A 21,529-nucleotide genomic window follows, 5' to 3' on the forward strand; every position below is an offset into this window, starting at 1 on the left:
CAATAAGCTCAGACTTAATACACTTCAGTTCTTCGCCGGGCGATAGAGTGATGACTTCGACTGCCGTGTCAGGTTCCGAGACACGAGGCGATGACAATTGATGCTTTGGGGGAACAACCTCAGAAAGAATTTCTGTAACTGCCTTCGGCATACGAAGAATGATTGTGAGTGTGAATGCCTCAACACCGAGCACTTTGCCCAATCCATCCAAAGTTACCCCGTTCCGCTCGAATTTGAATACCTGAGTTTCATCGCAGAAAAATGTTTTGGGCTTACCATCAAACCAGCTTACCAGTGTCTCACACCACGCTTCTGCTAAGGCTTGCGACTCATCCACAATAAGAGCGTCGTACTCACCAGTAAGGTCTTTGTCGATAGCCATTTTCAGGTCTTCGACACAACTTGATTTGTACCAGTTCTCTCCCACAGAAGGGCGATTCAGAGCATTCGCTGCTTGACGACAGATGCCGTGCCAAGTCATCACGGTACACAGTCGGTAATCCGTAAGTTGCGTCCGAATATGCTCGGTCAGTCTTGCATTGAAGGAGAGTACCAAGACTCTCTTACCCTCCATTGAAAGCTTCCTAGCGGCCTCAATAGCTATAAGAGTTTTACCGGTGCCGGGCCATCCAGTGATAAGAGAGTTCTGATTTTTCAAAACTAACTTGACTACCAGGCTTTGCTCGCTGGTCAACTGAAGCCAAACTTTATTGTCGTAGTGAATTCTGCTAGACCACCTAGGCTGCCCGTCAACTTTCGGCGAGAGGTAGTCAATTAGATCTTGAGCCCTAGATAGGCCCAAATCAGGTTGGCTTTGGGTTCCTTTCCAGTACCTCATAAGCTCAACGACTTTCTGAGATACGTCTGGGTACGCCTCAAAATCTATGTAGAGAGATTGGGGCGGATTCGCGGTAGTATCGAACATCCCCGGCAGGTGAGTGCGTTGGAAGTCCGAATTAGGAAAAATAAATCCATATCCAATTCTAAGTCGAAAGGCCGGCGTGGCACCTAGCCAGGAGGCAAATCCGTGCACATTTCGCTTAGTTTGCCCAAGTGGGTCAATTTTATATCCATCGCGAATATGAGAGAAGCAAGAGTTCTCAAACTTATATCTACCGTTTTTGACTTCCAAAGCTAGAACACCATCCTCGGGATGAATGATGAGGAAATCAATTTCTCCTGTCGGCCGAGATCTATTATCTAACTTACTTACAGCGGAGCAGAGCCACGGCAAACTGTGAATTACGGTGTAGTCTTCAGGTAACTGAGATTTGAAGATTGAATAGAGGTCCCGCTCACCAAAGCTGTCAGTTTGGTGCGGGCCATGTTCTGGAATCATCCTTGCCATCTACAACGCTCGCTTCTTGCTAATCTCAGATACCGTTCGCAGCGATGATAGCATTCTGAGATTGAGGCGTGTTTCAAGCGATCACCTCTAGAATCCCAGGTCGCCTGTCTGGTTCATTTAGCCCGAAACTCTTAGTGATGAACGCCGACTTCACTACGTGGGCATGCCCCGCGCCGAACAAACTCTTCCCTTATGTGAGTGCCCTGGGGTATGAATCCCCCCTAGTTTCGTAGATACCTCCAAGCCTATCTGAAGCCGCTCGGTGCTCTTTTCCGGCTCGTGATAGTTGGTTTAGTGAAAGTGCGGCGCACAACGCTACCGTCCCCCCTCAAAACGTCGGCGGCGTGATCACCCACAGCACCACCGCATCCTCTTCCCCAGGGTTCCCATACTTATGCGGTTCCTGGCTGGAGAACCTGAAGCTGTCCCCCTCGCTCAGCTGGAAATACCGTTCCCCCACCCACAGCTCGAAGCTTCCCGACAGCACGTACCCGGCTTCTTCGCCCTCATGGCTGTAACTCTCCTTGCTGTAGGTGCCCGGGGGAAAGCGTGAGTGCAAGAATTCCAGTTGCTGGGTCGGTTGCGGGGTCAGCAGTTGGTCGACGATGCCGTTTTCGTAGTTCACCTGCAGCCGCTGTTTCTTGCGCACCACGTAGCCCTGGTCTTCGGGGGCGGTCTGGGTTTCGCTGGCGAAGAACCACTGGATGGTCACGCCCAGGCTGCGGGCGATGTTGAACAGGGCAGGGATGGAGGGATAGGCGAGGTTGCGTTCCAGCTGGCTGATGTAGCCGGCGGTAAGTTCGCTCTGCTGGGCCAGTTCGCTCAGGGTCAGGCCGCGGCGTTTGCGCAGGCCGCGGATGCGCGTGCCAAGGAACTGCGGGCCGCCGGGGGCCTGGTGGTCGCCGCCGGGCTCGGGCAGATGGCTCGCGGGCGGCGTCTTGCTGCTTTGGGTCATGGCGGGCTCCAGGCTTGGCAGGCGGGCGCGTCCGAGCACCCGTCCTGCAAAAGCCCTGGAGTATAAAGCAGGGTCAAAGCGCCCAGGCGACTTTCAAGCCCTCGTGGATGGCTTCTTCGACGGTGCGCGGGGCCAGGCAGTCGCCGATGCGCTGGAAGGCCACCAGGCCCTTGAGTTGCTCACCCAGGTCGTCCACCGGCTGGTGGCCCTGGCACAGCACCAGGCTGTCGACGTTTTCCAGCAGCATCGGCTCGCCGCTGGCGGTGTGCTGCAGGTACACGGTGTTGTCGTCGCAGCCGTAGAGGCGGGCGTAGGGGATGATCGGCAGCCCCAGCTTGTGCAGTTCGCCGGCCAGTTGGTCGCGCACGTACAGCGGCAGGCTTTCGCCGCAGTGAGTGCCGTTGACCGCCAGTTGCACCTGGTGCCCGGCGCGCAACAGGCGCTCGGCGATGCCCGGGCCGATCCAGTCGCAGCGCCAGTCGGCCACCACCACCGAGCGCCCGAGCTGGACCTCGTCGCGCAGCACTTGCCAGGCGTCCACCACTTGCAGCTCGCCGGCGCGCTCGAAAGGGGGCCAGTAGGGGCGGGCGCCGGTGGCGATGATCACGTGGTCGGGCTGTTCGCGCTCCACCAGGGCGCGATCGACCCGGGTGTTGCGCACCACCTCGACCCCGGCCAGTTGCATTTCCCGTTGCAGGTTGGTGCTGGCGCCGCCGAATTCGCTGCGCCGGGGCAGCAGTTGCGCCAGCAGCACCTGGCCACCGAGCTGGGAGCCGGCTTCGTAGAGGGTCACCTGGTGGCCGCGCTGGGCGGCGACGGCGGCGGCCTTCATGCCCGCCGGGCCACCGCCCACCACCAGGATGCGCTTGCGCTGTTGGGCCGGCCGGGCCTGGGCGTACAGCAGTTCGCGGCCGGTTTCCGGGTGCTGGATGCAGGAAATCGGCAGGCCCTTGTGGAAGTGGCCGATGCACGCCTGGTTGCAGGCGATGCAGGCACGCACGTCGTCGACCCGGCCGCTGTCGCTCTTGTTGGGCATTTGCGGATCGCAGATCAGCGCCCGGGTCATGCCGCACACGTCGGCCTGGCCTTTGGCGAGGATGGCCTCGGCTTCCTGGGGCTGGTTGATGCGCCCGGTGACGAACAACGGGATCTGCAGCGCGGCCTTGAAGGTCCCGGCTTCGCGGGCCAGGTAAGCCGCTTCCACCGCCATGGGCGGGACGATGTGCACGGCGCCGCCGAGGGAGGCCGAGGTGCCGGCGACGATGTGCAGGTAGTCCAGCTGGTCTTGCAGGTGTTGGGCGGCGGCCAGGGACTCGTCTTCGGTCAGGCCCTCGGGGTCGCGTTCGTCGGCGCTGATGCGCAGGCCGATGATGAAGTCGTCGGCGGTGCTGGCGCGCATGGCCGCCAGCACCTCGCGAATAAAGCGCAGGCGCTGCTCCAGCTCGCCGTTGTAGCCGTCGCTGCGGCGGTTGACCCGCGGGTTGAGGAACTGCGCCGGCAGGTAGCCGTGGCTGGCCACCAGCTCCACGCCGTCCAGGCCGGCCTGGTGCAGGCGCCGGGCAGCGTCGGCGTAACCCTGGATGATCGCGTCGATCATCTCCTGGTCCAGGGCCCGGGGCATGACCCGGAAGCGCTCGTTGGGTACGCCCGAGGGGGCATAGGCCACCGCCAGCAGGCCGTCGCTGGACTCCATGATCTCGCGCCCCGGATGAAACACCTGGGACAGCACCAGCGTGCCGTGGGCATGGCAGGTCTCGGCCAGGCGCCGGTAGCCGTCGATGCAGGCATCGTCGGTGGCCATCAGCACATGGCTGGTGTAGCGCGCACTGTCGTGGACCCCGGCCACCTGCAACACGATCAGCCCGACCCCGCCTTCGGCCCGGGCCCGGTGATAGGCGATCAACTGCTCGTTGACCAGGTTGTCGGTGGGCATCGAGGTGTCGTGGCCGCTGGACATGATGCGGTTCTTCAGGCGCTTGCCACGGATCTGCAACGGCGCGAACAGGTGCGGGAAGGCGGTGGTCATGGCGCGGGCTCCAGGCTGGCCAAGGGCAGGGCGCTGCCTTGGCGTTGTTATTGTTTTCCTATAAAAATTTACCGTTAGTAAAAAATCAACTTGTTTTTTTACTGATCCTTGCAGTAGCTTCGATTGGCGCCCCAGCCTGCGGGGCGCCCCTCACAACAATAAAAAAGGGCCGTGCCGGAGCTGTCCGGCAGGGCACCGTCACGAGGAATCACCGATGAAAGCGCTCACCCGCAAGCATGGTTGTTCGTTCCTGGCCCTGAGCCTCGCCCTGACCTTGGGCCTGGACAGTGCCCGGGCAGCCCCCGACATGGTCGTGGTGGGGTACGGCGGAGCCGGCCAGAAAGCCCAGGATGTGGCGTTGTTCCAACCCTTTGCCAAGGCCGATGGCAGCAAGCTGATCCAGAGCGAGTACAACGGCGAGATGGCGCGGATCAAGGTCATGGTCGACACCGGCAACGTCGATTGGGACGTGGTGCAGATCGAAGGTCCGGACCTGATGCGCGGCTGCGACGAAGGCATGTACGAACCCCTGGACTGGCAGGCCCTGGGCCACGCCGACGAACTGATCGCCGATGCCGCCCAGCCCTGTGGCTCGGCAGTGCTGGTGTGGAGCGTGGCCATCGCCTACGACCGCAACAAACTGGCCAGGGCCCCGGCCTCCTGGGCCGATTTCTGGGACGTCGAGCAGTTCCCCGGCAAGCGCGGCCTGCGCAAGCGCGCGGTGTACAACTTGGAGTTCGCGCTGCTGGCCGATGGGGTCAAGGTCGAGGACGTGTACCAGGTCCTGGCCACGCCGGAGGGGGTGGAGCGGGCCTTCGCCAAGCTCAGCCAGCTCAAGCCGTACATCCAGTGGTGGGAGGCCGGGGCGCAGCCGGCGCAGTGGCTCAGCGCCGGCGATGTGGTGATGACCTCGACCTACAGCGGTCGCATCGCCGCGGCCGCCCAGGACGGCGCGCCCCTGGCCGTGGTCTGGCCCGGCAGCCTGTATGGCATGGATTACTGGGCGATCATCAAGGGCTCCAGGCACGTGGCCCAGGCCAAGCGCTTCATCGCCTACGCCAACCGCCCCGAGGCCCAGGTCGACTATGTGCACGCCATTCCCTACGGCCCCACCAACACCCTGGCCGCGGCCCGGCTCGATCCGGCGCTGGCCCAGTGGGTGCCGACCTCGGAACAGAACCTCAAGGGCGCCCTGGCAATGAACGTGGAGTTCTGGGTCGATCATGGCGAGGAGCTGGAAGAGCGCTTCAACGCCTGGGCCAGCAAGTAACCCCAGCGGGCTGGACGTCGGCGGACGTGCGGCCCTATCGTTTGCCAGCCCAACAGCCTGGAGGACTCCAATCATGCATAAGAACGTGCCCAGCCCCCACGCCCTGACCACGCGCAGCGCCACCGAGCAGCGCCTGCGCGAAGAGCTGGCGGCCTGCTACCGCCTGATCGCGCACTTTCGCATGACCGATTTGATCTTCACCCATATCTCGGTGCGCCTGCCCGGGCCCGAGCATCACTTCCTGATCAACCCCTATGGGCTGATGTTCGAGGAAATCACTGCCTCCAACCTGGTGAAGATCGATCTCGATGGCCAGGCCGTGGAGCCTTCGCCGTACCCGGTGAACCCGGCGGGGTTCGTGATCCACAGTGCCATCCATGGCGCTCGCGACGATGCCCAGTGTGTGCTGCACACCCATACCAGGGCCGGTTGTGCGGTGGCGGCGCTCAAGTGCGGCCTGCTGCCGGTGAACCAGATCTCCATGGAGTTCTATGGCCGGGTGGCCTACCACGATTACGAAGGCGTGGCCCTGGACCTGGCCGAGCAGCAGCGGCTGGTGGCTGACCTGGGCGACAAGAGCGTGCTGATGCTGCGCAACCACGGCCTGCTCACCGTGGGCGAAACCGTCAGCCAGGCATTCTTGCGCATGTATTACCTGGAGAAGGCCTGCGAGATCCAGCTGGCGGCCCAGGCGGCGGGGGAGATCGTGCTGCCACCGGACGCGGTCTGCGCCCACACCGAGCGCCAGTTCAACGACCCGGGCCGGCCGTTGCAGGAAGGCGAACTGAGCGACCCGGACGCCATGCAACTGGCCTGGGCCGCGCTGCTGCGCCTGCTCGAACGCATCGCCCCCGACTACCGCGACTGACCCTCCACCCCAGCGGCCATACGCAGCCTGTAGCCGCTGTCGAGCGCAGCGAGGCTGCGCCAAGGTCCGCCGGGCCTTCAGCGATCGAGCGGCTAACACCGTCCCGGCACCGCTGCGATTCTGGCCAGTTCACAAAGGCTTGTTGTACAGTCGTTCAACTGTCATTTCCCGTCATTGCCAAGGAGTCACGCCCCATGAACCAGCAAGCGCGCTTTTCCCGCCTGGAACCCGGGTTGCGCAAGGCCGAGCTGATCGAGGCGACCCTGACCTGCCTCAAGCTCCACGGTTTCCAGGGCGCGTCGATCCGCAAGATCAGCGCCGAGGCCGGGGTCTCGGTGGGGCTGATCAGCCATCACTATTCCGGCAAGGACGAGCTGGTGGCCGAGGCCTATCGCTCGATCACCGGGCGGGTCATGAACCTGCTGCGCGAAGCCATGGACCAGGCCGCGCCGGCGCCCCGGGAGCGTTTGTCGGCGTTCTTCCGGGCCTCGTTCTGCGCCGAACTGCTGGACCCGCAACTGCTGGACGCCTGGCTGGCGTTCTGGGGCGCGGTGAAGACCGCCGAGGCGATCAACCAGGCCCACGACCATTCCTACGCCGAGTACCGCAACGAACTGGCCGGGCTGCTGGCCAGCCTGGCCGGGGAACAGGCCTGGGCCGCCTTCGACGCGGACCTGGCGGCCATCGGCCTCAGCGCCTTGCTCGATGGCCTGTGGCTGGAGTCCGGGCTCAACCCCGGGACCTTCAGCCCACAGCAGGGCGTGCAGATCTGCGAAGCCTGGGTCGAGGGCCTGCTGGCCAGCCAGGGACGGGGCTTTCGCCAGCCGACATAGGGCTGTTGATCGGTTGTTCAGTAATGGCTAGGCTGCTGCGCACACGGCGACACCTCTAATAAAAATAATCAGGAACACAGGCGATGACTCCTCGGGTATTGATCGTCGACGACGATCCGTTGATTCGCGAACTGCTCCAGGCCTATCTGTCCCAGGAAGGCTATGACGTGCATTGCGCCGCCACGGCGGAACAGGCCGAGAGCTTCCTGGGCCAGCACACGGTCGATCTGTTGATGCTCGACATCCGCCTGCCCGGCAAGGACGGCCTGACCCTGACCCGCGAGCTGCGGGTGCGCTCGGAGGTGGGGATCATCCTGATCACCGGGCGCAACGACGACATCGACCGCATCGTCGGCCTGGAATGCGGCGCCGACGACTACGTGATCAAGCCCCTCAACCCCCGCGAGCTGGTGTCGCGGGCCAAGAACCTGGTCCGCCGCGTGCGCCATGCCCGCCAGCCGCAACCGGCGGCCAGCCATCCCAGCCCGGTCAAGCAGTTCGCCGACTGGGCCCTGGACACCGACCGCCGCCGGCTGATCGACCCCCGGGGCGGCGAGACCCTGCTGACCCACGGCGAATACCAGTTGCTCAGCGTGTTCCTGCGCAACAGCGGCCACACCCTCAGCCGCGACCAGTTGATGGACCAGATCCGCAACCGCGAGTGGGTGCCCAGCGACCGCTCCATCGACGTGCTGGTGGGGCGCTTGCGGCGCAAGCTGCATGACGACCCGGCCGAGCCGGAATTGATCATCACCATCCATGGCGCCGGCTATCTGTTCACTGCCAGCGTGGCCGCCTGAGGTGCTGCGCCGTGCCTGGGCCCTGGGGCTGATGCTGCTGGCCGGCGCGACGCTGGCCGAGCCCCGGCCGACCCTGAAATATTGTGACCACCCGGTGTACCCGCCAATCTCCTGGAGCGACGGCAGCCAGATGCGTGGCCTGGCCCCGGCCCTGGTGCGCCAGGTGCTGGGGGACTTGGGTTACCAGGTGCAGGTGGTGGTGCTGGGCAACTGGAAGCGCTGCCTGCTGGATGCCGCCGCTGGCCGCGTGGACGTGGTGCTGGCCTACCGCACCGGCCAGCGCCAGCAGGACCTGGTGTTTTCCCGGGTGCCGGTGCTGCGCGAGGAAGTGGCACTGTTCGTCAACCGCCGTCAGCTGCCGCGCTTGCAGCACCTGCAAGACTTGACGGCCTATCGCGGCGGCCTGCTGTTCGGCGAGAGCTACGGCCAGGATTTCGACCGCGAAGTGGTGCAGCACGGCAACATCGAGTGGGTGTCCAGCAGCGTGCAGAACTTCGGCAAGCTGATCCGCCAGCGCATCGACTTCATCCCCCATGAGCGGCGTACCGGGCAGTTGTTCATCGAGCGCTTGCCGGGCGCCGAGGACATCGTCGCCTTGCCCCAGGCGATCAGCGTCGACTACCTGCGCCTGGCGGTGTCGCGCCAGTCGCCCCTGGCGGCGCGCATGGACGAGATCGACGCGCAGTTGCAGCGCCAGGTCGACAGCGGCGCGATCCAGCGCTGGCTGGAGCAGAGCCAGGCCGACTACCGCGCCATGCTCAAGGCCCAAGCCGGTGCGGCGCCATGATCGGCCCACGGCCCGGCGGCCTGCTGCGGCGCCTGTTGCTGTTCATCCTGCTGTTCAGCCTGTGCTTCACCGTGCTGGCCAGCGCCGTGCAGCTGTACTTCGAATACCGCCGCGAAATGCGCGACATCGACAGCCGCATGGAGCTGATCCGCGCCGGCTACCTGGGCAGCCTGGAGCGCAACCTGTGGGACCTCAACCAGGAACAGCTGACAGTGCAGTTGCAGGGCCTGGTGGACTTTTCCGATGTGGCCCGGGTGCACCTGCTCAGCAGTGATTTCGACCTGCAACAGGGCAGTGCCGAACTGATCGGGCCGCTGCGGGTGGAGCGCTTCGCCCTGAGCTACCAGCCGCCGTCCGGGCCGCGTCGCGCGCTGGGGGAGCTGCAGGTCAGCACTGACCTGGGGGCGGTATACCGGCGCCTGTACACCACCGGGCTGGCCAGCCTGCTGTGGATGAGCGTGTTCCTCTGCGGCCTGGCGGTGGCGCTGTCCGGGCTGTTCTATCGCCTGGTCACCCGGCACCTGCAGGTCATGGCCGAATTCGCCCGCCGCGTGGCCGGCGGCGACTTGCAGCAGCCGCTGCGCCTGGACAAGCGCCAACGTCCGGGCGGCGACGAGATCGACACCGTGGCCGGGGCCCTGGACGACATGCGCCGGGCACTTCTCGATGACATCCAGCGCCGCGAGCAGGACCGCCAGGCCCTGCAGGACAAGCGCGACGAATTGCAGAAAATGGTCCAGCGCCGCACCGCCAGCCTGATGCACGCCAAGGACGAGGCCGAGGCGGCCAACCTGGCCAAGTCGCGCTTTTTGGCCACCATGAGCCACGAACTGCGCACGCCGCTGAACGGCATCCTCGGCATGGCCGAACTGTTGCGCGGCGCGCCGCTTGCGCACCAGGACCGCCAGCGTTTGCAGGCCCTGCACAAGGCCGGCGAGGGTTTGCTGACGATCCTCGACGAGGTGTTGTCCTTCGCCCGCCTGGAGGAAGGGCACAGCCGTCCGGAGGCCCGGGATTTTTCCCTGCGCCAGTTGCTGGAGGAGGTCAGCACCCTGCTCGAACCCCGGGCCCGGGAACACGGCACACAGTTGCAGGTGCACGTCGACCCACGCCTGGCCCCGGGGCAGCACGGCGCCGAGCAGTACCTGCGCCAGGTGCTGAGCAACCTGCTGGCCAACGCCATCCGCTTTACCGAAGGCGGCTGGGTGCGGGTCGAGGTCCAGGTGCTGGAGGACGGACCACAGCGGCAACGGCTGTGCTGCTCGGTGGCCGACAACGGCATCGGTATCGCGGCCTCGATGCGCGACAAGATCTTCGAGCGCTTCGTCCAGGCCAGCGACGCGGTGAGCCGCCGCTATGGCGGCACCGGCCTGGGCCTGGCGATCTGCAAGCACCTGGTGCAGCAACTGGACGGGTGCATCGGCGTGGACAGCGAGCTGGGGCAGGGCAGTCGTTTCTGGTTCGAACTGGCCCTGGACGTGGGCCTGGGGCTGCCGGCGCCACGGCCGGTCGTGGTGCCGGTGCCGGGGCTGAAGATCCTGGTGGTGGAGGATGTAGCGCTCAACCGCGAGGTGGTCCAGGGGTTGCTGGAGCGCGATGGCCACCAGGTGTGGCTGGTGGAGGACGGCGAGACGGCGCTGGAGCTGTGCCAGCGCCAGGGCTTCGATTTGTTGCTGCTGGACGTGCACCTGCCGGGTATCAGTGGCATCGAGCTGTGCCGCGAGCTGCGCCGGCGCCCGGGGCCCAATCGCCAGGCGCGGATCTTCGCCCTGACCGCCAGCGTCCAGCCGGCCCTGGTGCGCAGTTACCTGGAGGCGGGGATGCAGGGCATCCTCGGCAAGCCCTTGCAGATGGACAGCCTGCGCCAGGTCCTGGCCACCGCGGAGCAGGCCAGCGAGGCACTGGCGCCGCCAGCCCGGAGCGCCGACGGCGTGCTCGATCAGGAACTGCTGGACACCCACCGCAGCCTGCTGGGGGAGCAGAAGTTGCAGGGGCTGTTCAAGGTCCTGGCGAGCACCCTGGACCAGCAACGACCGTTGCTCGATGACGCCCTGGCGGCGGCCGACAGTCCCCAGGTGCAGCACCTGGCCCACCGCCTGGCCGGCAGCGCCGACTCCCTGGGCTTTTGCGAACTGGCCCGGGTGCTGCGGGCGCTGGAGGATGCGGCGGGGCAGTCCGGCGTCGCGGCAATGGCGGCCCAGCTGCCGCACCTGCGGCAGGGCTGGCGGCGGGCGCGCAGGGCCCTGGAGCCCCTGCTGGGGGCCTGACGTAAAAAAACCTTACGACTTTTTACATCTTCGATCTTTTGCTTCAACGCGAACTTACATGGCTTTCCAATAATCGCTCGAGCCGCGCCCGCCGCGGCCTTCGAAGCTTATTGGAGATAATAATAATTAACCGCCTGCAAGCTGCTGCTCCATCCCGCCGTACCCCCTCCCAGCGCGCCCTGCGCCTCACCGACTGCTGAGGTGCGCCGTGACGACCACGACTGAACGCAAAGGTATCCAACTGACTCGGGCCTTGAAGAGCCGGCACATCTTCATGTTGTCCCTGGGAGGGGTGATCGGCACCGGGCTGTTCATGGGCTCCGGGGTCACCATCAACCAGGGCGGTCCCTGGGGAGCGATCCTGTCCTACCTGGTGGCGGGTTTCCTGATGTACCTGGTGATGGTCTGCCTGGGTGAGCTGTCGGTGCAGATGCCGGTGTCCGGCTCGTTCCAGGCCCACGCCACGAAGTACATCGGCCCGGCCACCGGCTTCATGATCGGCTGGGTCTACTGGATGAGCTGGGCCACCACCGTGGGCCTGGAGTTCACCGCGGCGGGCATGCTCATGCAGCGCTGGTTCCCCGGGGTGCCGATCTGGTACTGGTCGGCGTTCTTCGTCGCCTTGCTGTTCGGCATCAATGCCCTGGCCACCCGTGCCTTCGGCGAGGCCGAGTACTGGTTCGCCGGGGTCAAGGTGCTGGCGATCCTCAGCTTCATCGTGGTCGGGGTGCTGGTGATCTTCGGCGTCATCGACCTGCCCGGCGGCGCCCCGGCGCCGATGTTCGACAACCTCACCGGCGATTCGCTGTTTCCCAACGGCCTGCCGGCGGTGTTCGCGGTGATGATGACCGTGGTCTATGCCTTCCAGGGCTGCGAGATCATGGGCGTGGCGGCGGGGGAGACCGACCGGCCGGAAAAGAGCATTCCACGGGCGGTGCGCAACGTGGTGTTCCGGGTGCTGATCTTCTACGTGCTGGCGGTGATGGTGCTGGCGGCGATCATTCCCTGGCAGCAGGCCGGGCTGGTGGAAAGCCCGTTCGTCCAGGTGTTCGACATGGTGGGCATTCCCTATGCCGCGGACCTGATGAACTTCGTGATCCTCACGGCGATCCTCTCGGTGGGCAACTCCGGGCTGTACGCCTCGACCCGCATCCTCTGGGCCATGTCCAAGAGCGGCATGGCGCCCAGGGCGTTGTCGCCCCTGAGCAAGCAGGGCGTACCGCTGCGGGCCCTGGCGATCACCCTGGGCTTCGCCCTGATCTCGCTGATGACCAGCTTCATCGCCGCCGACACCCTGTTCATGGTGCTGATGGCGGTGAGCGGCATGGCCGGCACCGTGACCTGGATCGTCATCGCCCTGGCCCAGTACCGCTTCCGCCGCCAGTTCCTGCGTGAGGGCGGGCAGTTGGAGCAGCTCAAGTACCGCGCGCCGTGGTTCCCTCTGGTGCCGCTGCTGTGCATTGTCCTGTGCAGTTCGCTGTTCGTGTTCCTGGCCCTGGATGAAACCCAGCGCCCATCCTTGTACTGGGGCTTCGGTTTCATTGCCCTGTGCTACGGCGCCTACTACCTGGTGAGCCGCAAGCGCCAGGCCCAGCCATTGGTCGCCGCCACCTGATAGCCGAAGGCCCTGCGGGCCTTGGCGCAGCCTCGCTACGCTCGACAGCGGCTACAGGGTTTTGTAGCCGCTGCCGCAGGCTGCGTACGGGCGCGCAGCGGCCGCAAGGCCTGCATCTTTATCGGGTTGTAGTGGCTTGTTCGAAGTTGTAACAGCGGCTCGGCCATGAGTCGTTCTAATCACTCTTTATTCAATAAAAACAAAAGGATGGATAGGTAATCCGGCCCTGGCCGGTGTACCGGTCGAGCAATTGCCGTCTTGTTGAACAGTCGTTTAGCATGGTCCGCAACTGACCTCCCTCATGCCAAATACAATCATTCGAGGACGCCCATGAGCACTTCATCGTCGCTGCTTTGCCAGATCGAGGCGGGTATCGCCTGGATCACCCTCAACCGCCCGGACCAGCGCAATGCCCTGGACATTCCCGGCCTGCGCCAATTGCACGGCGTGCTCGAGCGCTGCCAGGACGACCCGGCGGTGCGGGTGGTGGTGCTGGGCGGCAGCGGCCGCAGTTTTTGCGCCGGCGCCGACCTGGCCGAATGGGCCGAAGCCGAAGCCCGGGGCGCCCTGGAAAGCTACGGCTGGACCGAAACCGCACACGCCCTGATGAGCTGCCTGCACAGCCTGGACAAACCCACCATCGCCGCCATCAACGGCACGGCCGTGGGCGCCGGCATGGACCTGGCGCTGTGCTGCGACCTGCGGGTTGCGGGGCAGTCGGCGCGGTTCAAGGCCGGCTACACCGGCATGGCCTATGCGCCGGATGCCGGTGCCAGCTGGCACCTGCCAAGGTTGATTGGCAGCGAGCAGGCCAAGCGCCTGCTGTTCCTCGACGAGCTCTGGAGCGCCGAACGTGCCCTGGCCGCCGGGCTGGTGGGCGAGGTCTGTGCCGACGAGCAACTGCACGCCACCGTCAGTGAACTGGCCGGCCGCCTGGCCAACGGCCCGACTTTCGCCTTCGCCCAGACCAAGCGCCTGCTGCGCGAAAGCGCCGAGCGCGACCTGCCCGCGCAACTGGCCGCCGAACTGGCCGCCGGGCTGCTGTGCGGACGCAGTGCCGACGGCGCCGAGGCCCTGCGCGCGGCCACGGAAAAACGCCCGCCACGCTTTATCGGTCGTTGAGCCGCGGCCCAATCCACTTATTTCGCACCGTCAACCCGCCACAGGTAGTGCCATGAACTTCCAACTCAGCCAAGAACAAGAAATGTTGGTCGATGCAGTCCGCAGTTTTGTCAGCAAGGAGTTGCTGCCCCACGAAGAAGCGGTGGACCGCGCCGACGAGGTCCCGGCCGAACTGGCCGCAGAGATTCGCCACAAGGCCATCGCCGCCGGTTTCTATGCCTTCAACATGCCCGAGGAGGTCGGTGGCGGCGGCCTCGACTACCTGTCCCAGGCGCTGATCGAGCGCGAGCTGGCCAAGTGTTCCTGGGCCCTGCATGTGTTCGTCGCCCGGCCGTCGAAGATCCTCATGGCCTGCACCGGCTCGCAGATCGGCGACTACCTGCTGCCTTGCGTGCAGGGCAAGAAGATCGACTGCTTCGCCCTCACCGAACCCGGTGCCGGCTCCGATGCCAATGCGATCAAGACCCGCGCCGTGCGCGAGGGCGGTGACTTCGTGATCAATGGCGCCAAGCACTTCATCAGCCACGCCGGGCATGCGGATTTCGCCATCGTCTTCGCCGTCACCGGCACCTACGCGCACAACGGCCGCCAGCGCAATGCCGTGACCGCGTTCCTGGTGGACCGCGACACCCCGGGCCTGACCATTCGCCGTGGCCCCAAGTGCGTGAGCAACCGTGGCTACCACACCTTCGAGATGTTCTTCGACGACTGCCGGGTGCCGGCCCACCAGGTGCTGGGGGAGGTGGGCAAGGGCTGGGAGGTGGCCAACGCCTGGCTCACCGCCGGGCGGGTGATGGTCGCGGCCAACTGCGTGGGCCAGGCGCAGCGGGCGCTGGATGCCTCCCTGCAATGGGCGGCGGACCGCAAGCAGTTCGGCCAGGCCATCGGCAGCTACCAGGGGGTGTCGTTCAAGCTGGCGGACATGGCCACGCAGATCCGCGCCGCCGAGCTCTTGACCCTGCACACCGCCTGGAAGATGGACCAGGGCAGCATGACCGACGGCGAGGCCGGCATGGCCAAGCTGTTCGCCAGCGAAGTGCTGGGCAAGGTGGCCGACGAGGCGGTGCAGATCTACGGCGGCATGGGCCTGATGGACGAAGGCCCGGTGGAGCGCATCTGGCGCAACGCGCGGATCGAGCGGATCTGGGAGGGCACCTCGGAGATCCAGCGGCACATCATTTCCCGTGAACTGCTGCGGCCGTTGCTGCGCTGAACCGCCTGGAGAACCTGCGTCATGTCCCAGACCCTACGTGACAACCTCAAGCGCCTGCTGGCGCCCCGGCACCTGGCCTTCGTCGGCGGCCGCAGCATGGCCCGGGCCCTCAAGCGCTGCGCCGAGGGCGGTTTTGCCGGCGACCTGTGGCTGGTCAACCCGCAGCACGCGCAGATCGACGGCGTGCCCTGCGTGGCCAGCATCGACCAACTGCCTTGCGGCCCGGATGCGGTGTTCGTCGCCACCCACCGCGAGCTGACCCTGGACTGCGTCGCCCAGCTGGCGGCCAAGGGCGCGGGCGGGACGATCTGCTACGCCTCGGGGTTCGCCGAGACCGGCGCCGAGGGCCAGGCCCTGCAACAGCGATTGCTGCAGGCCGCCGGCGACATGGCCCTGCTCGGGCCCAACTGCTACGGCCTGCTGGATTACCTGCACGGCGCCGCCCTGTGGCCGGTGGCCCACGGCGGCCAGCAGGTCGAGCGGGGCGTGGCGGTGCTGACCCAGAGCGGCAACTTCGCCTACAACCTGTCCATGAGCGACCGTTCGTTGCCGGTGGCCTACATGGCCTCGGTGGGCAACCAGGCGCAACTGGGCATCGCCGAACTGATGGACGTGCTGCTGGACGAGCCGCGAGTCACCGCCATCGGCCTGCACCTGGAAGGCCTGAAGAACGTGCCGGGGTTCGCCCGGGCCGCGTACAAGGCCCTGGAAAAGGGCATTCCGATCATCGCCCTGAAGACCGGGGTGTCGCCGATCGGCGCCGAGTTGGCCCTGAGCCACACCAGCTCGCTGTCCGGCTCCGATGCGCTGTACGACGCCTTGTTCCAGCGCCTGGGGGTGATCCGCGTCAGCGGCCCGGTGAGTTTTGTCGAGACCTTGAAGGCCGCGTCCTGCGGCCAGTTGCCCGCGGGCCCGCAGTTGATGGCCCTGGCCTGTTCCGGGGGCGATGCCGGGTTGATCGCCGACTACGCCGAGCGCAACGGCCTGGAGCTGCCCACGCTGGCGAGCGAGCAATGCCAGGCGCTGGCCCAGGTGCTGCCGGGGTACGCCAACCTGGTCAATCCGCTGGATTTCACCACCGCGATCTGGGGCGATGCCCAGGCCTTGCGGCAGATGCTCGATACCGTGCTGGGCAGCGCAGCCGACAGCGCCATGCTGGTGCTGGATTACCCGGCCGAGTTCACCGGCGAGCGCAAGGAATGCGACCTGCTGCTGGAACTGTTCTGCGCCGCATTGCAACGCCATGGCAAGCGCGGTTTCGTCACCTCGGCCTTCCCCGAATTGCTGCCGGCGGCGGCCCGGGAGCGCCTGCATGCCCTGGGCATCCCGGCCTTGCAGGGGGTCGAGGACGGCCTGGCGGCCTGGGGCCGGATCGCCGCCTACCAGGGGCGGCGCCAGGCCTTGCTGGAACTGGGCGAGGCGGCCCTGGTGCCGTTGTGTCCCGAGGCCCTGGAGGGTACGGGCCAACTGCTGGATGAGTGGCAATCCAAGCAGGCCCTGCGCGAATTCGGCCTGCGCATTCCCGAGGGCCTGCTGAGCACCCCCGAGCAGGCGCTGAGCGCAGCGGCGGCGGTGGGTTATCCGCTGGTGCTCAAGGCGGTCAGCGTCGAGCTGCCGCACAAGACCGAAGCCGGCGCGGTGGCTCTGAACCTCAAGGACCCCGAGGCGTTGGGCGCGGCGCTGCGGCAGATGCGCGCGCGGATCGCCGAGCATGCCCCGGGGGTGGCCTTCGACCAGGTGCTGCTGGAGCCCATGGCCGCGCCGCCCCTGGCCGAGCTGATCGTCGGCATCAAGCGCGAGGAGCATTTCGGCCTGGCCCTGGTGATCGGCGCCGGCGGGGTGCTGGTGGAACTGCTCAAGGACAGTCGCAGCCTGTTGCTGCCGACTCATCCGGCGGCAATCCGCCAGGCCGTGCTGCAACTGCGCAGCGCGGCCTTGCTGCAAGGCTTTCGCGGACGCCCGGCGGCCGACCTGGACGCGCTGGTAGCGGCCATCGGCGCGGTAGCCGACTACGCCTGCGAACACGCGGCGACCCTGCTGGAACTGGATGTGAACCCATTGTTGGTCGGTGCCGGTGGCACTGTCGCGGTCGATGCGTTGATTCGCCTAGGCCGGGTATGAGGAGAGAGACATGCACGAACAGACCTTGACCGCTGGCCAGGCCCTGGTGCGGCTGCTGGCCGGCTACGGCGTCGACACGGTATTCGGCATTCCCGGGGTGCACACCCTGGAGTTGTATCGCGGCCTGCCCGGCAGCGGCATCCGCCATGTGCTGACGCGCCACGAACAGGGCGCCGGGTTCATGGCCGACGGTTATGCCCGGGTCAGCGGCAAGCCCGGGGTGTGTTTCGTCATCAGCGGCCCGGGGGTGACCAACGTCGCCACGCCCATTGGCCAGGCCTATGCCGATTCGATCCCGCTGCTGGTGATTTCCAGCGTCAACCACAGCGCCAGCCTCGGCAAGGGCTGGGGCTCGCTGCACGAAACCCAGGACCAGCGCGCCATCACCGCGCCGATCACCGCGTTTTCAGCCCTGGCCCTGAGCCCCGAGGACCTGCCCGAGCTGCTGGCCCGGGCCTTCGCCGTGTTCGACAGCGAGCGCCCGCGGCCGGTGCATCTCTCGGTGCCGTTGGATGTGCTGGCGGCCCCGGTGGCCCGGGACTGGACTGGCGAGGTGCGGCGGCGCCCGGCCCGTGGTCCCGCCGCAGCGGCGGATGTGCATCAGGCGGCGGACCTGTTGCGCCTGGCCCAGCGGCCGATGATCATCGCCGGCGGTGGGGCTTTGCACGCCGGCGCGGCCTTGCAGGAACTGGCGACCCGGCTGGGCGCGGTGTGCTTCAGCAGCGTGGCCGGCAAGGGCCTGCTGCCGGACCGGGCGCCGCTCAATGCCGGTGCGACCCTGTGCGTGGAGCCCGGCTGGCAGTTGATCAGCCAGGCCGATGTGGTGCTGGCGGTGGGCACCGAGATGGCCGACACCGACTACTGGCGCGAGCGCCTGCCGCTCAACGGCCAGCTCGTGCGGCTGGACCTCGACCCACGCAAGTTCAACGACTTCTACCCCTGCGCCGTGGCCTTGCACGGCGATGCCCGGCAGACCCTGGAGGCCTTGCTCGAGGACCTGGAACAACCGCCGGCGGACTCCAGCTGGGCGGTGGCGGCGGTGGCCCGGTTGCGCCGCACGGTGGACGAGGGGCAGGGGCCCTTGCAGCGCATCCACCAGCAGATTCTCCAGCGGGTGGCGGCCGAGCTGCCCGAGCGCGGCTTCATCAGCAGCGACATGACCCAGCTGGCCTACAGCGGCAACTACCTGTACCCCAGCCAGGGGCCGCGCAGCTGGTTGCACCCCACCGGCTACGGCACCCTGGGCTACGGCCTGCCGGCGGCCATCGGCGCCAAGCTCGGCGCGCCCGGTCGCCCGGGCCTGGTGCTGGTGGGCGACGGTGGTTTTCTCTACACCGTGCAGGAGCTGGCCACGGCGGTGGAGGAGCTGGACAGCCCGCTGGTGGTGCTGTTGTGGAACAACGACGCCCTGGGCCAGATTCGCGATGACATGCAGGCCCTGGACATCGAGCCCATCGGGGTCTTGCCGCGCAACCCGGACTTCATTGCCCTGGCCCGGGCCTTCGGTTGCCCGGTGAGCCAGCCGGCCAGCCTCGACGAGCTGCAACAGGCGCTGCGCCGTGGGTTTGCCCAGCCCGGGGTGACGCTGATCGAGCTCAAGCACGCCTGCGCCCAGGCCTGACCTACATTTTTTGCCAGGAGTTTCGCCATGCGTTTTTCCAAGCTGACCCAACGTATCGCCGGCGATGGCGCCGCCGCCTGGGACATCCATTACCGGGCCCTGGCCAAGCGCGAGCGGGGCGAGCCGGTGTGGCTGCTGTCGGTGGGCGACCCGGATTTCGACACCCCGCAGCCCATCGTCCAGGCGGCCATCGACAGCCTGCGCGACGGCCATACCCATTACGCCGACGTGCGCGGCAAGCGTGCACTGCGCGAGGCCATTGCCCGCCGTCACCAGTCGCGCAGCGGGCAGGCGGTGCAGGCCGATGAGGTGGTGGTGCTGGCCGGTGCCCAGTGCGCGCTGTACAGCGTCGCCCAATGCCTGCTGGACCCGGGGGACGAGGTGATCGTCGCCGAGCCGATGTACGTCACCTACGAGGCGGTGTTCGGCGCCTGCAATGCCCAGGTGGTGCCGTTGCCGGTACGCGCCGAGGAGCGCTTCCAGGTGCGTCCAGAGGACGTGGCCGCGCGCATCACCGGCAAGACCCGGGCACTGGTGCTCAACAGCCCGCACAACCCCACGGGGGCGAGCATTCCCCGGGCCACCTGGGAGGCCCTGGCGGCGCTGTGCATCGAGCATGACCTGTGGCTGATCTGCGATGAGGTCTACAGCGAACTGCTGTACGAGGGCGAGCACGTCAGCCCGGCCAGCCTGCCGGGCATGGCCGAGCGCACCGCGACCCTCAACAGCTTGTCCAAGTCCCATGCCATGACTGGCTGGCGCCTGGGCTGGGTGGTGGCCCCGGCGCCCCTGGCCGCGCACCTGGAGAACCTGGCGCTGTGCATGCTCTATGGCTCGCCGGAGTTCATCCAGGACGCCGCCATCGTCGCCCTGGAGCAACCCTTGCCGCAGCTGGCGGCGATGACCGAGGCCTACCGCCAGCGGCGCGACCTGGTCTGCGATTGCCTGGCCGACTGCCCGGGTGCCCGGCCGTTGAAGCCCGATGGCGGCATGTTCGTGATGGTCGACATCCGCGCCACGGGCCTGAGTGCCCAGGCCTTCAGCGAACGGCTGCTGGACGAGCAGGGGGTGTCGGTATTGGCCGGCGAAGCCTTCGGTCCCAGCGCCGCCGGGCATATCCGCCTGGGCCTGGTGCTGGAGCCCGAGGCCCTGCGCGAAGCCTGCCGGCGCATCGCCCGTTGCGCCAGCGATTGCCTAGCCTAGGCGCAGGATCGTCGGAAGGCCCTGCGGGCCTTGGCGCAGGCCGCGCACGGGCGCGTAGCGGCCGCAGGGTTGGGGATCGTTGGAAGGTCCTGTGGGGTTATGCGCGGTCGGTTTCCAGGGGCGGGTCGAAGGCCACGAACAGCTGGTCGGCGGTGATGTTGGCCAGGTCCTGGCGCATGTTGCGCTCCAGCAGGCCGAACAGCCGGGTGAAGACGTCGAACACCTTGCAGTGCTCTTCCATGCCGGAGAAGGGGTTGTCGATCTTCTCGGCGATCAGCGAGCTTTCCTGCACCGCGTCGTAGACGTCCTGCAGGGTGATCTGCGCCGCTGGGCGGGCCAGGGTCAGGCCGCCCTTGGGGCCACGGCAAGAGGCGAGGATATCGGCCTTGACCATCTGCGACACCAGGTTGCGCACCCGCGCCGGGTGGATCTTGACCCATTTGGCGATGGTCTCGGTGCGCAGCTTCTGCGGCGCGTTGGCGGCCACGAAGGACAGGATGTAGGAAGCGGTGATCAGGCGGGTCGACTGGCTCATGGGTGTCTGCACGTCCCTGGGAAGGCGCCAGTATGCCAGCGCTGGCCGTTCAACGACGCGGTGAAAGCGATTGTGTGGAAAATAAAGTATTTGTTACGGTAACAATTATAAATAGGCCCCGAGGAACCGCCATGAATGTGTTGATCGTCCACGCTCACCCCGAACCGCAATCCTTCACCGCCGCGCTGCGCGACCAGGCTCGCAGCACCTTGCAGGCCCTGGGGCACCAGGTGCAGGTCAGCGACCTGTACGCCATGGACTGGAACCCGGTGGCCAGCGCCGCCGACTTTGCCCGGCGCGATAACCCCGAGTACCTGGTCTATGCCCTGGAGCAGCGGGTGGGGGTGAAGAACGGCGGGATCGCCGCCGACATCCAGGGCGAGCTGGACAAATTGCTGTGGGCCGATCTGCTGATCCTCAATTTCCCGGTGTACTGGTTCTCGGTGCCGGCCATGCTCAAGGGCTGGATCGATCGGGTGCTGGTGTCCGGGGTGTGCTACGGCGGCAAGCGTTTCTACGACCAGGGCGGCCTGGTGGGCAAGAAGGCCCTGCTGAGCCTGACCCTGGGCGGGCGCGAGCACATGTTCGGCCAGGGGGCGATCCACGGTCCGCTGGAGGACATGTTGCGCCCGCTCTTGCGCGGCACCCTGGCCTACGTCGGTTGCCAGGTGCTGGAGCCGTTCGTGGCCTGGCACGTGCCCTATATCAGCCAGGACGCGCGCGAAGGGTTCCTGGCCCAGTACCGCCAGCGCCTGGAGCGCATCGATGAGGAGCAACCACTGGTGTTCCCGCGCCTGGAACAGTTCGACGACGCCCTGTACCCGTTACCGGCGTGATGGGCTTCGTGTAGCCGCTGCCGCAGGCTGCGCATGGGCGCCTAGCGGCCACGGGGTTGGCGATTGCTGGAAGGCCCTGCGGGCCTTGGCGCAGCTTCGCGGGCTCAGC

General features: G+C 66.3%; 17 protein-coding genes. 13 read left to right on the plus strand and 4 right to left on the minus strand.

The features are described from left to right. The 3 genes from ACK6AU_RS22580 to ACK6AU_RS22590 all read right to left on the minus strand — a co-directional run. Nucleotides 1-1,348 (minus strand): NERD domain-containing protein (locus ACK6AU_RS22580; protein ID WP_409301483.1); only part of this gene is annotated, 1,348 nt, incomplete at its 3' end. Between the two features lie 328 nt (nucleotides 1,349-1,676). Beyond that, the gene (locus ACK6AU_RS22585) at nucleotides 1,677-2,303 is read right to left on the minus strand and encodes a helix-turn-helix domain-containing protein (protein ID WP_068583919.1); all 627 of its coding nucleotides are present in this window, start codon (nucleotides 2,301-2,303) and stop codon (nucleotides 1,677-1,679) included. A 73-nt stretch (nucleotides 2,304-2,376) separates the two neighbouring features. Then, the gene (locus tag ACK6AU_RS22590; protein WP_409301486.1) at nucleotides 2,377-4,329 is read right to left on the minus strand and encodes an FAD-dependent oxidoreductase; all 1,953 of its coding nucleotides are present in this window, start codon (nucleotides 4,327-4,329) and stop codon (nucleotides 2,377-2,379) included. Between the two features lie 214 nt (nucleotides 4,330-4,543). On the opposite strand from ACK6AU_RS22590, the gene ACK6AU_RS22595 reads away from it, so the two are divergent. From ACK6AU_RS22595 to ACK6AU_RS22650, 12 genes are all read left to right on the plus strand, one after another. Next, a complete protein-coding gene (locus tag ACK6AU_RS22595; protein WP_185699246.1) occupies nucleotides 4,544-5,599 on the plus strand; it encodes an ABC transporter substrate-binding protein in 1,056 nt (351 codons plus the stop codon). Between the two features lie 73 nt (nucleotides 5,600-5,672). Next, a complete protein-coding gene (locus ACK6AU_RS22600; RefSeq protein WP_409301488.1) occupies nucleotides 5,673-6,467 on the plus strand; it encodes a class II aldolase/adducin family protein in 795 nt (264 codons plus the stop codon). 194 nt (nucleotides 6,468-6,661) lie between these two features. Next, nucleotides 6,662-7,300 (plus strand): transcriptional regulator BetI, encoded by a 639-nt coding sequence (gene betI / locus ACK6AU_RS22605; RefSeq protein ID WP_185701266.1) that lies wholly within the window; start codon nucleotides 6,662-6,664, stop codon nucleotides 7,298-7,300. A gap of 83 nt (nucleotides 7,301-7,383) precedes the next feature. Continuing rightward, entirely contained in the window at nucleotides 7,384-8,100 is a 717-nt protein-coding gene (locus ACK6AU_RS22610; protein ID WP_185701265.1) for a response regulator, read from the plus strand. A gap of 1 nt (nucleotide 8,101) precedes the next feature. Beyond that, nucleotides 8,102-8,887 carry a substrate-binding periplasmic protein gene (locus ACK6AU_RS22615; protein ID WP_409301491.1) on the plus strand — a complete coding sequence of 262 codons (786 nt, stop codon included), beginning with the start codon at nucleotides 8,102-8,104 and terminating at the stop codon, nucleotides 8,885-8,887. Then, nucleotides 8,884-11,154 carry an ATP-binding protein gene (locus ACK6AU_RS22620; protein WP_409301493.1) on the plus strand — a complete coding sequence of 757 codons (2,271 nt, stop codon included), beginning with the start codon at nucleotides 8,884-8,886 and terminating at the stop codon, nucleotides 11,152-11,154. Before ACK6AU_RS22615 ends, ACK6AU_RS22620 begins: the two co-directional genes overlap by 4 nt. Nucleotides 11,155-11,428: 274 nt before the next feature. Continuing rightward, complete coding sequence (locus ACK6AU_RS22625) at nucleotides 11,429-12,769, plus strand: amino acid permease (RefSeq protein WP_409301516.1); 1,341 nt, start codon at nucleotides 11,429-11,431, stop codon at nucleotides 12,767-12,769. Between the two features lie 330 nt (nucleotides 12,770-13,099). Beyond that, nucleotides 13,100-13,891: an enoyl-CoA hydratase/isomerase family protein gene (locus ACK6AU_RS22630; RefSeq protein WP_409301495.1), complete on the plus strand. Its 792-nt coding sequence runs from the start codon at nucleotides 13,100-13,102 to the stop codon at nucleotides 13,889-13,891. 52 nt (nucleotides 13,892-13,943) lie between these two features. After that, the gene (locus ACK6AU_RS22635) at nucleotides 13,944-15,104 is read left to right on the plus strand and encodes an acyl-CoA dehydrogenase family protein (RefSeq protein ID WP_409301497.1); all 1,161 of its coding nucleotides are present in this window, start codon (nucleotides 13,944-13,946) and stop codon (nucleotides 15,102-15,104) included. Nucleotides 15,105-15,125: 21 nt separating this feature from the next. Then, a complete protein-coding gene (locus tag ACK6AU_RS22640; RefSeq protein ID WP_409301499.1) occupies nucleotides 15,126-17,225 on the plus strand; it encodes an acetate--CoA ligase family protein in 2,100 nt (699 codons plus the stop codon). Nucleotides 17,226-17,235: 10 nt separating this feature from the next. After that, nucleotides 17,236-18,846 (plus strand): 5-guanidino-2-oxopentanoate decarboxylase, encoded by a 1,611-nt coding sequence (locus ACK6AU_RS22645; protein WP_409301501.1) that lies wholly within the window; start codon nucleotides 17,236-17,238, stop codon nucleotides 18,844-18,846. 27 nt (nucleotides 18,847-18,873) lie between these two features. Then, nucleotides 18,874-20,049: a pyridoxal phosphate-dependent aminotransferase gene (locus ACK6AU_RS22650; RefSeq protein ID WP_022644058.1), complete on the plus strand. Its 1,176-nt coding sequence runs from the start codon at nucleotides 18,874-18,876 to the stop codon at nucleotides 20,047-20,049. A gap of 97 nt (nucleotides 20,050-20,146) precedes the next feature. Here the strand turns inward: ACK6AU_RS22650 and ACK6AU_RS22655 are convergent, their stop codons facing one another. Next, nucleotides 20,147-20,584: an Rrf2 family transcriptional regulator gene (locus tag ACK6AU_RS22655; RefSeq protein ID WP_185701259.1), complete on the minus strand. Its 438-nt coding sequence runs from the start codon at nucleotides 20,582-20,584 to the stop codon at nucleotides 20,147-20,149. A gap of 131 nt (nucleotides 20,585-20,715) precedes the next feature. On the opposite strand from ACK6AU_RS22655, the gene ACK6AU_RS22660 reads away from it, so the two are divergent. After that, a complete protein-coding gene (locus ACK6AU_RS22660; RefSeq protein WP_185701258.1) occupies nucleotides 20,716-21,420 on the plus strand; it encodes an NAD(P)H-dependent oxidoreductase in 705 nt (234 codons plus the stop codon). The last annotated feature ends 109 nt before the right edge of the window (nucleotides 21,421-21,529 follow it).

This window comes from Pseudomonas sp. KCJK8993, assembly GCF_046230915.1.
Classification (GTDB): Bacteria; Pseudomonadota; Gammaproteobacteria; order Pseudomonadales; family Pseudomonadaceae; genus Aquipseudomonas; species Aquipseudomonas piscis.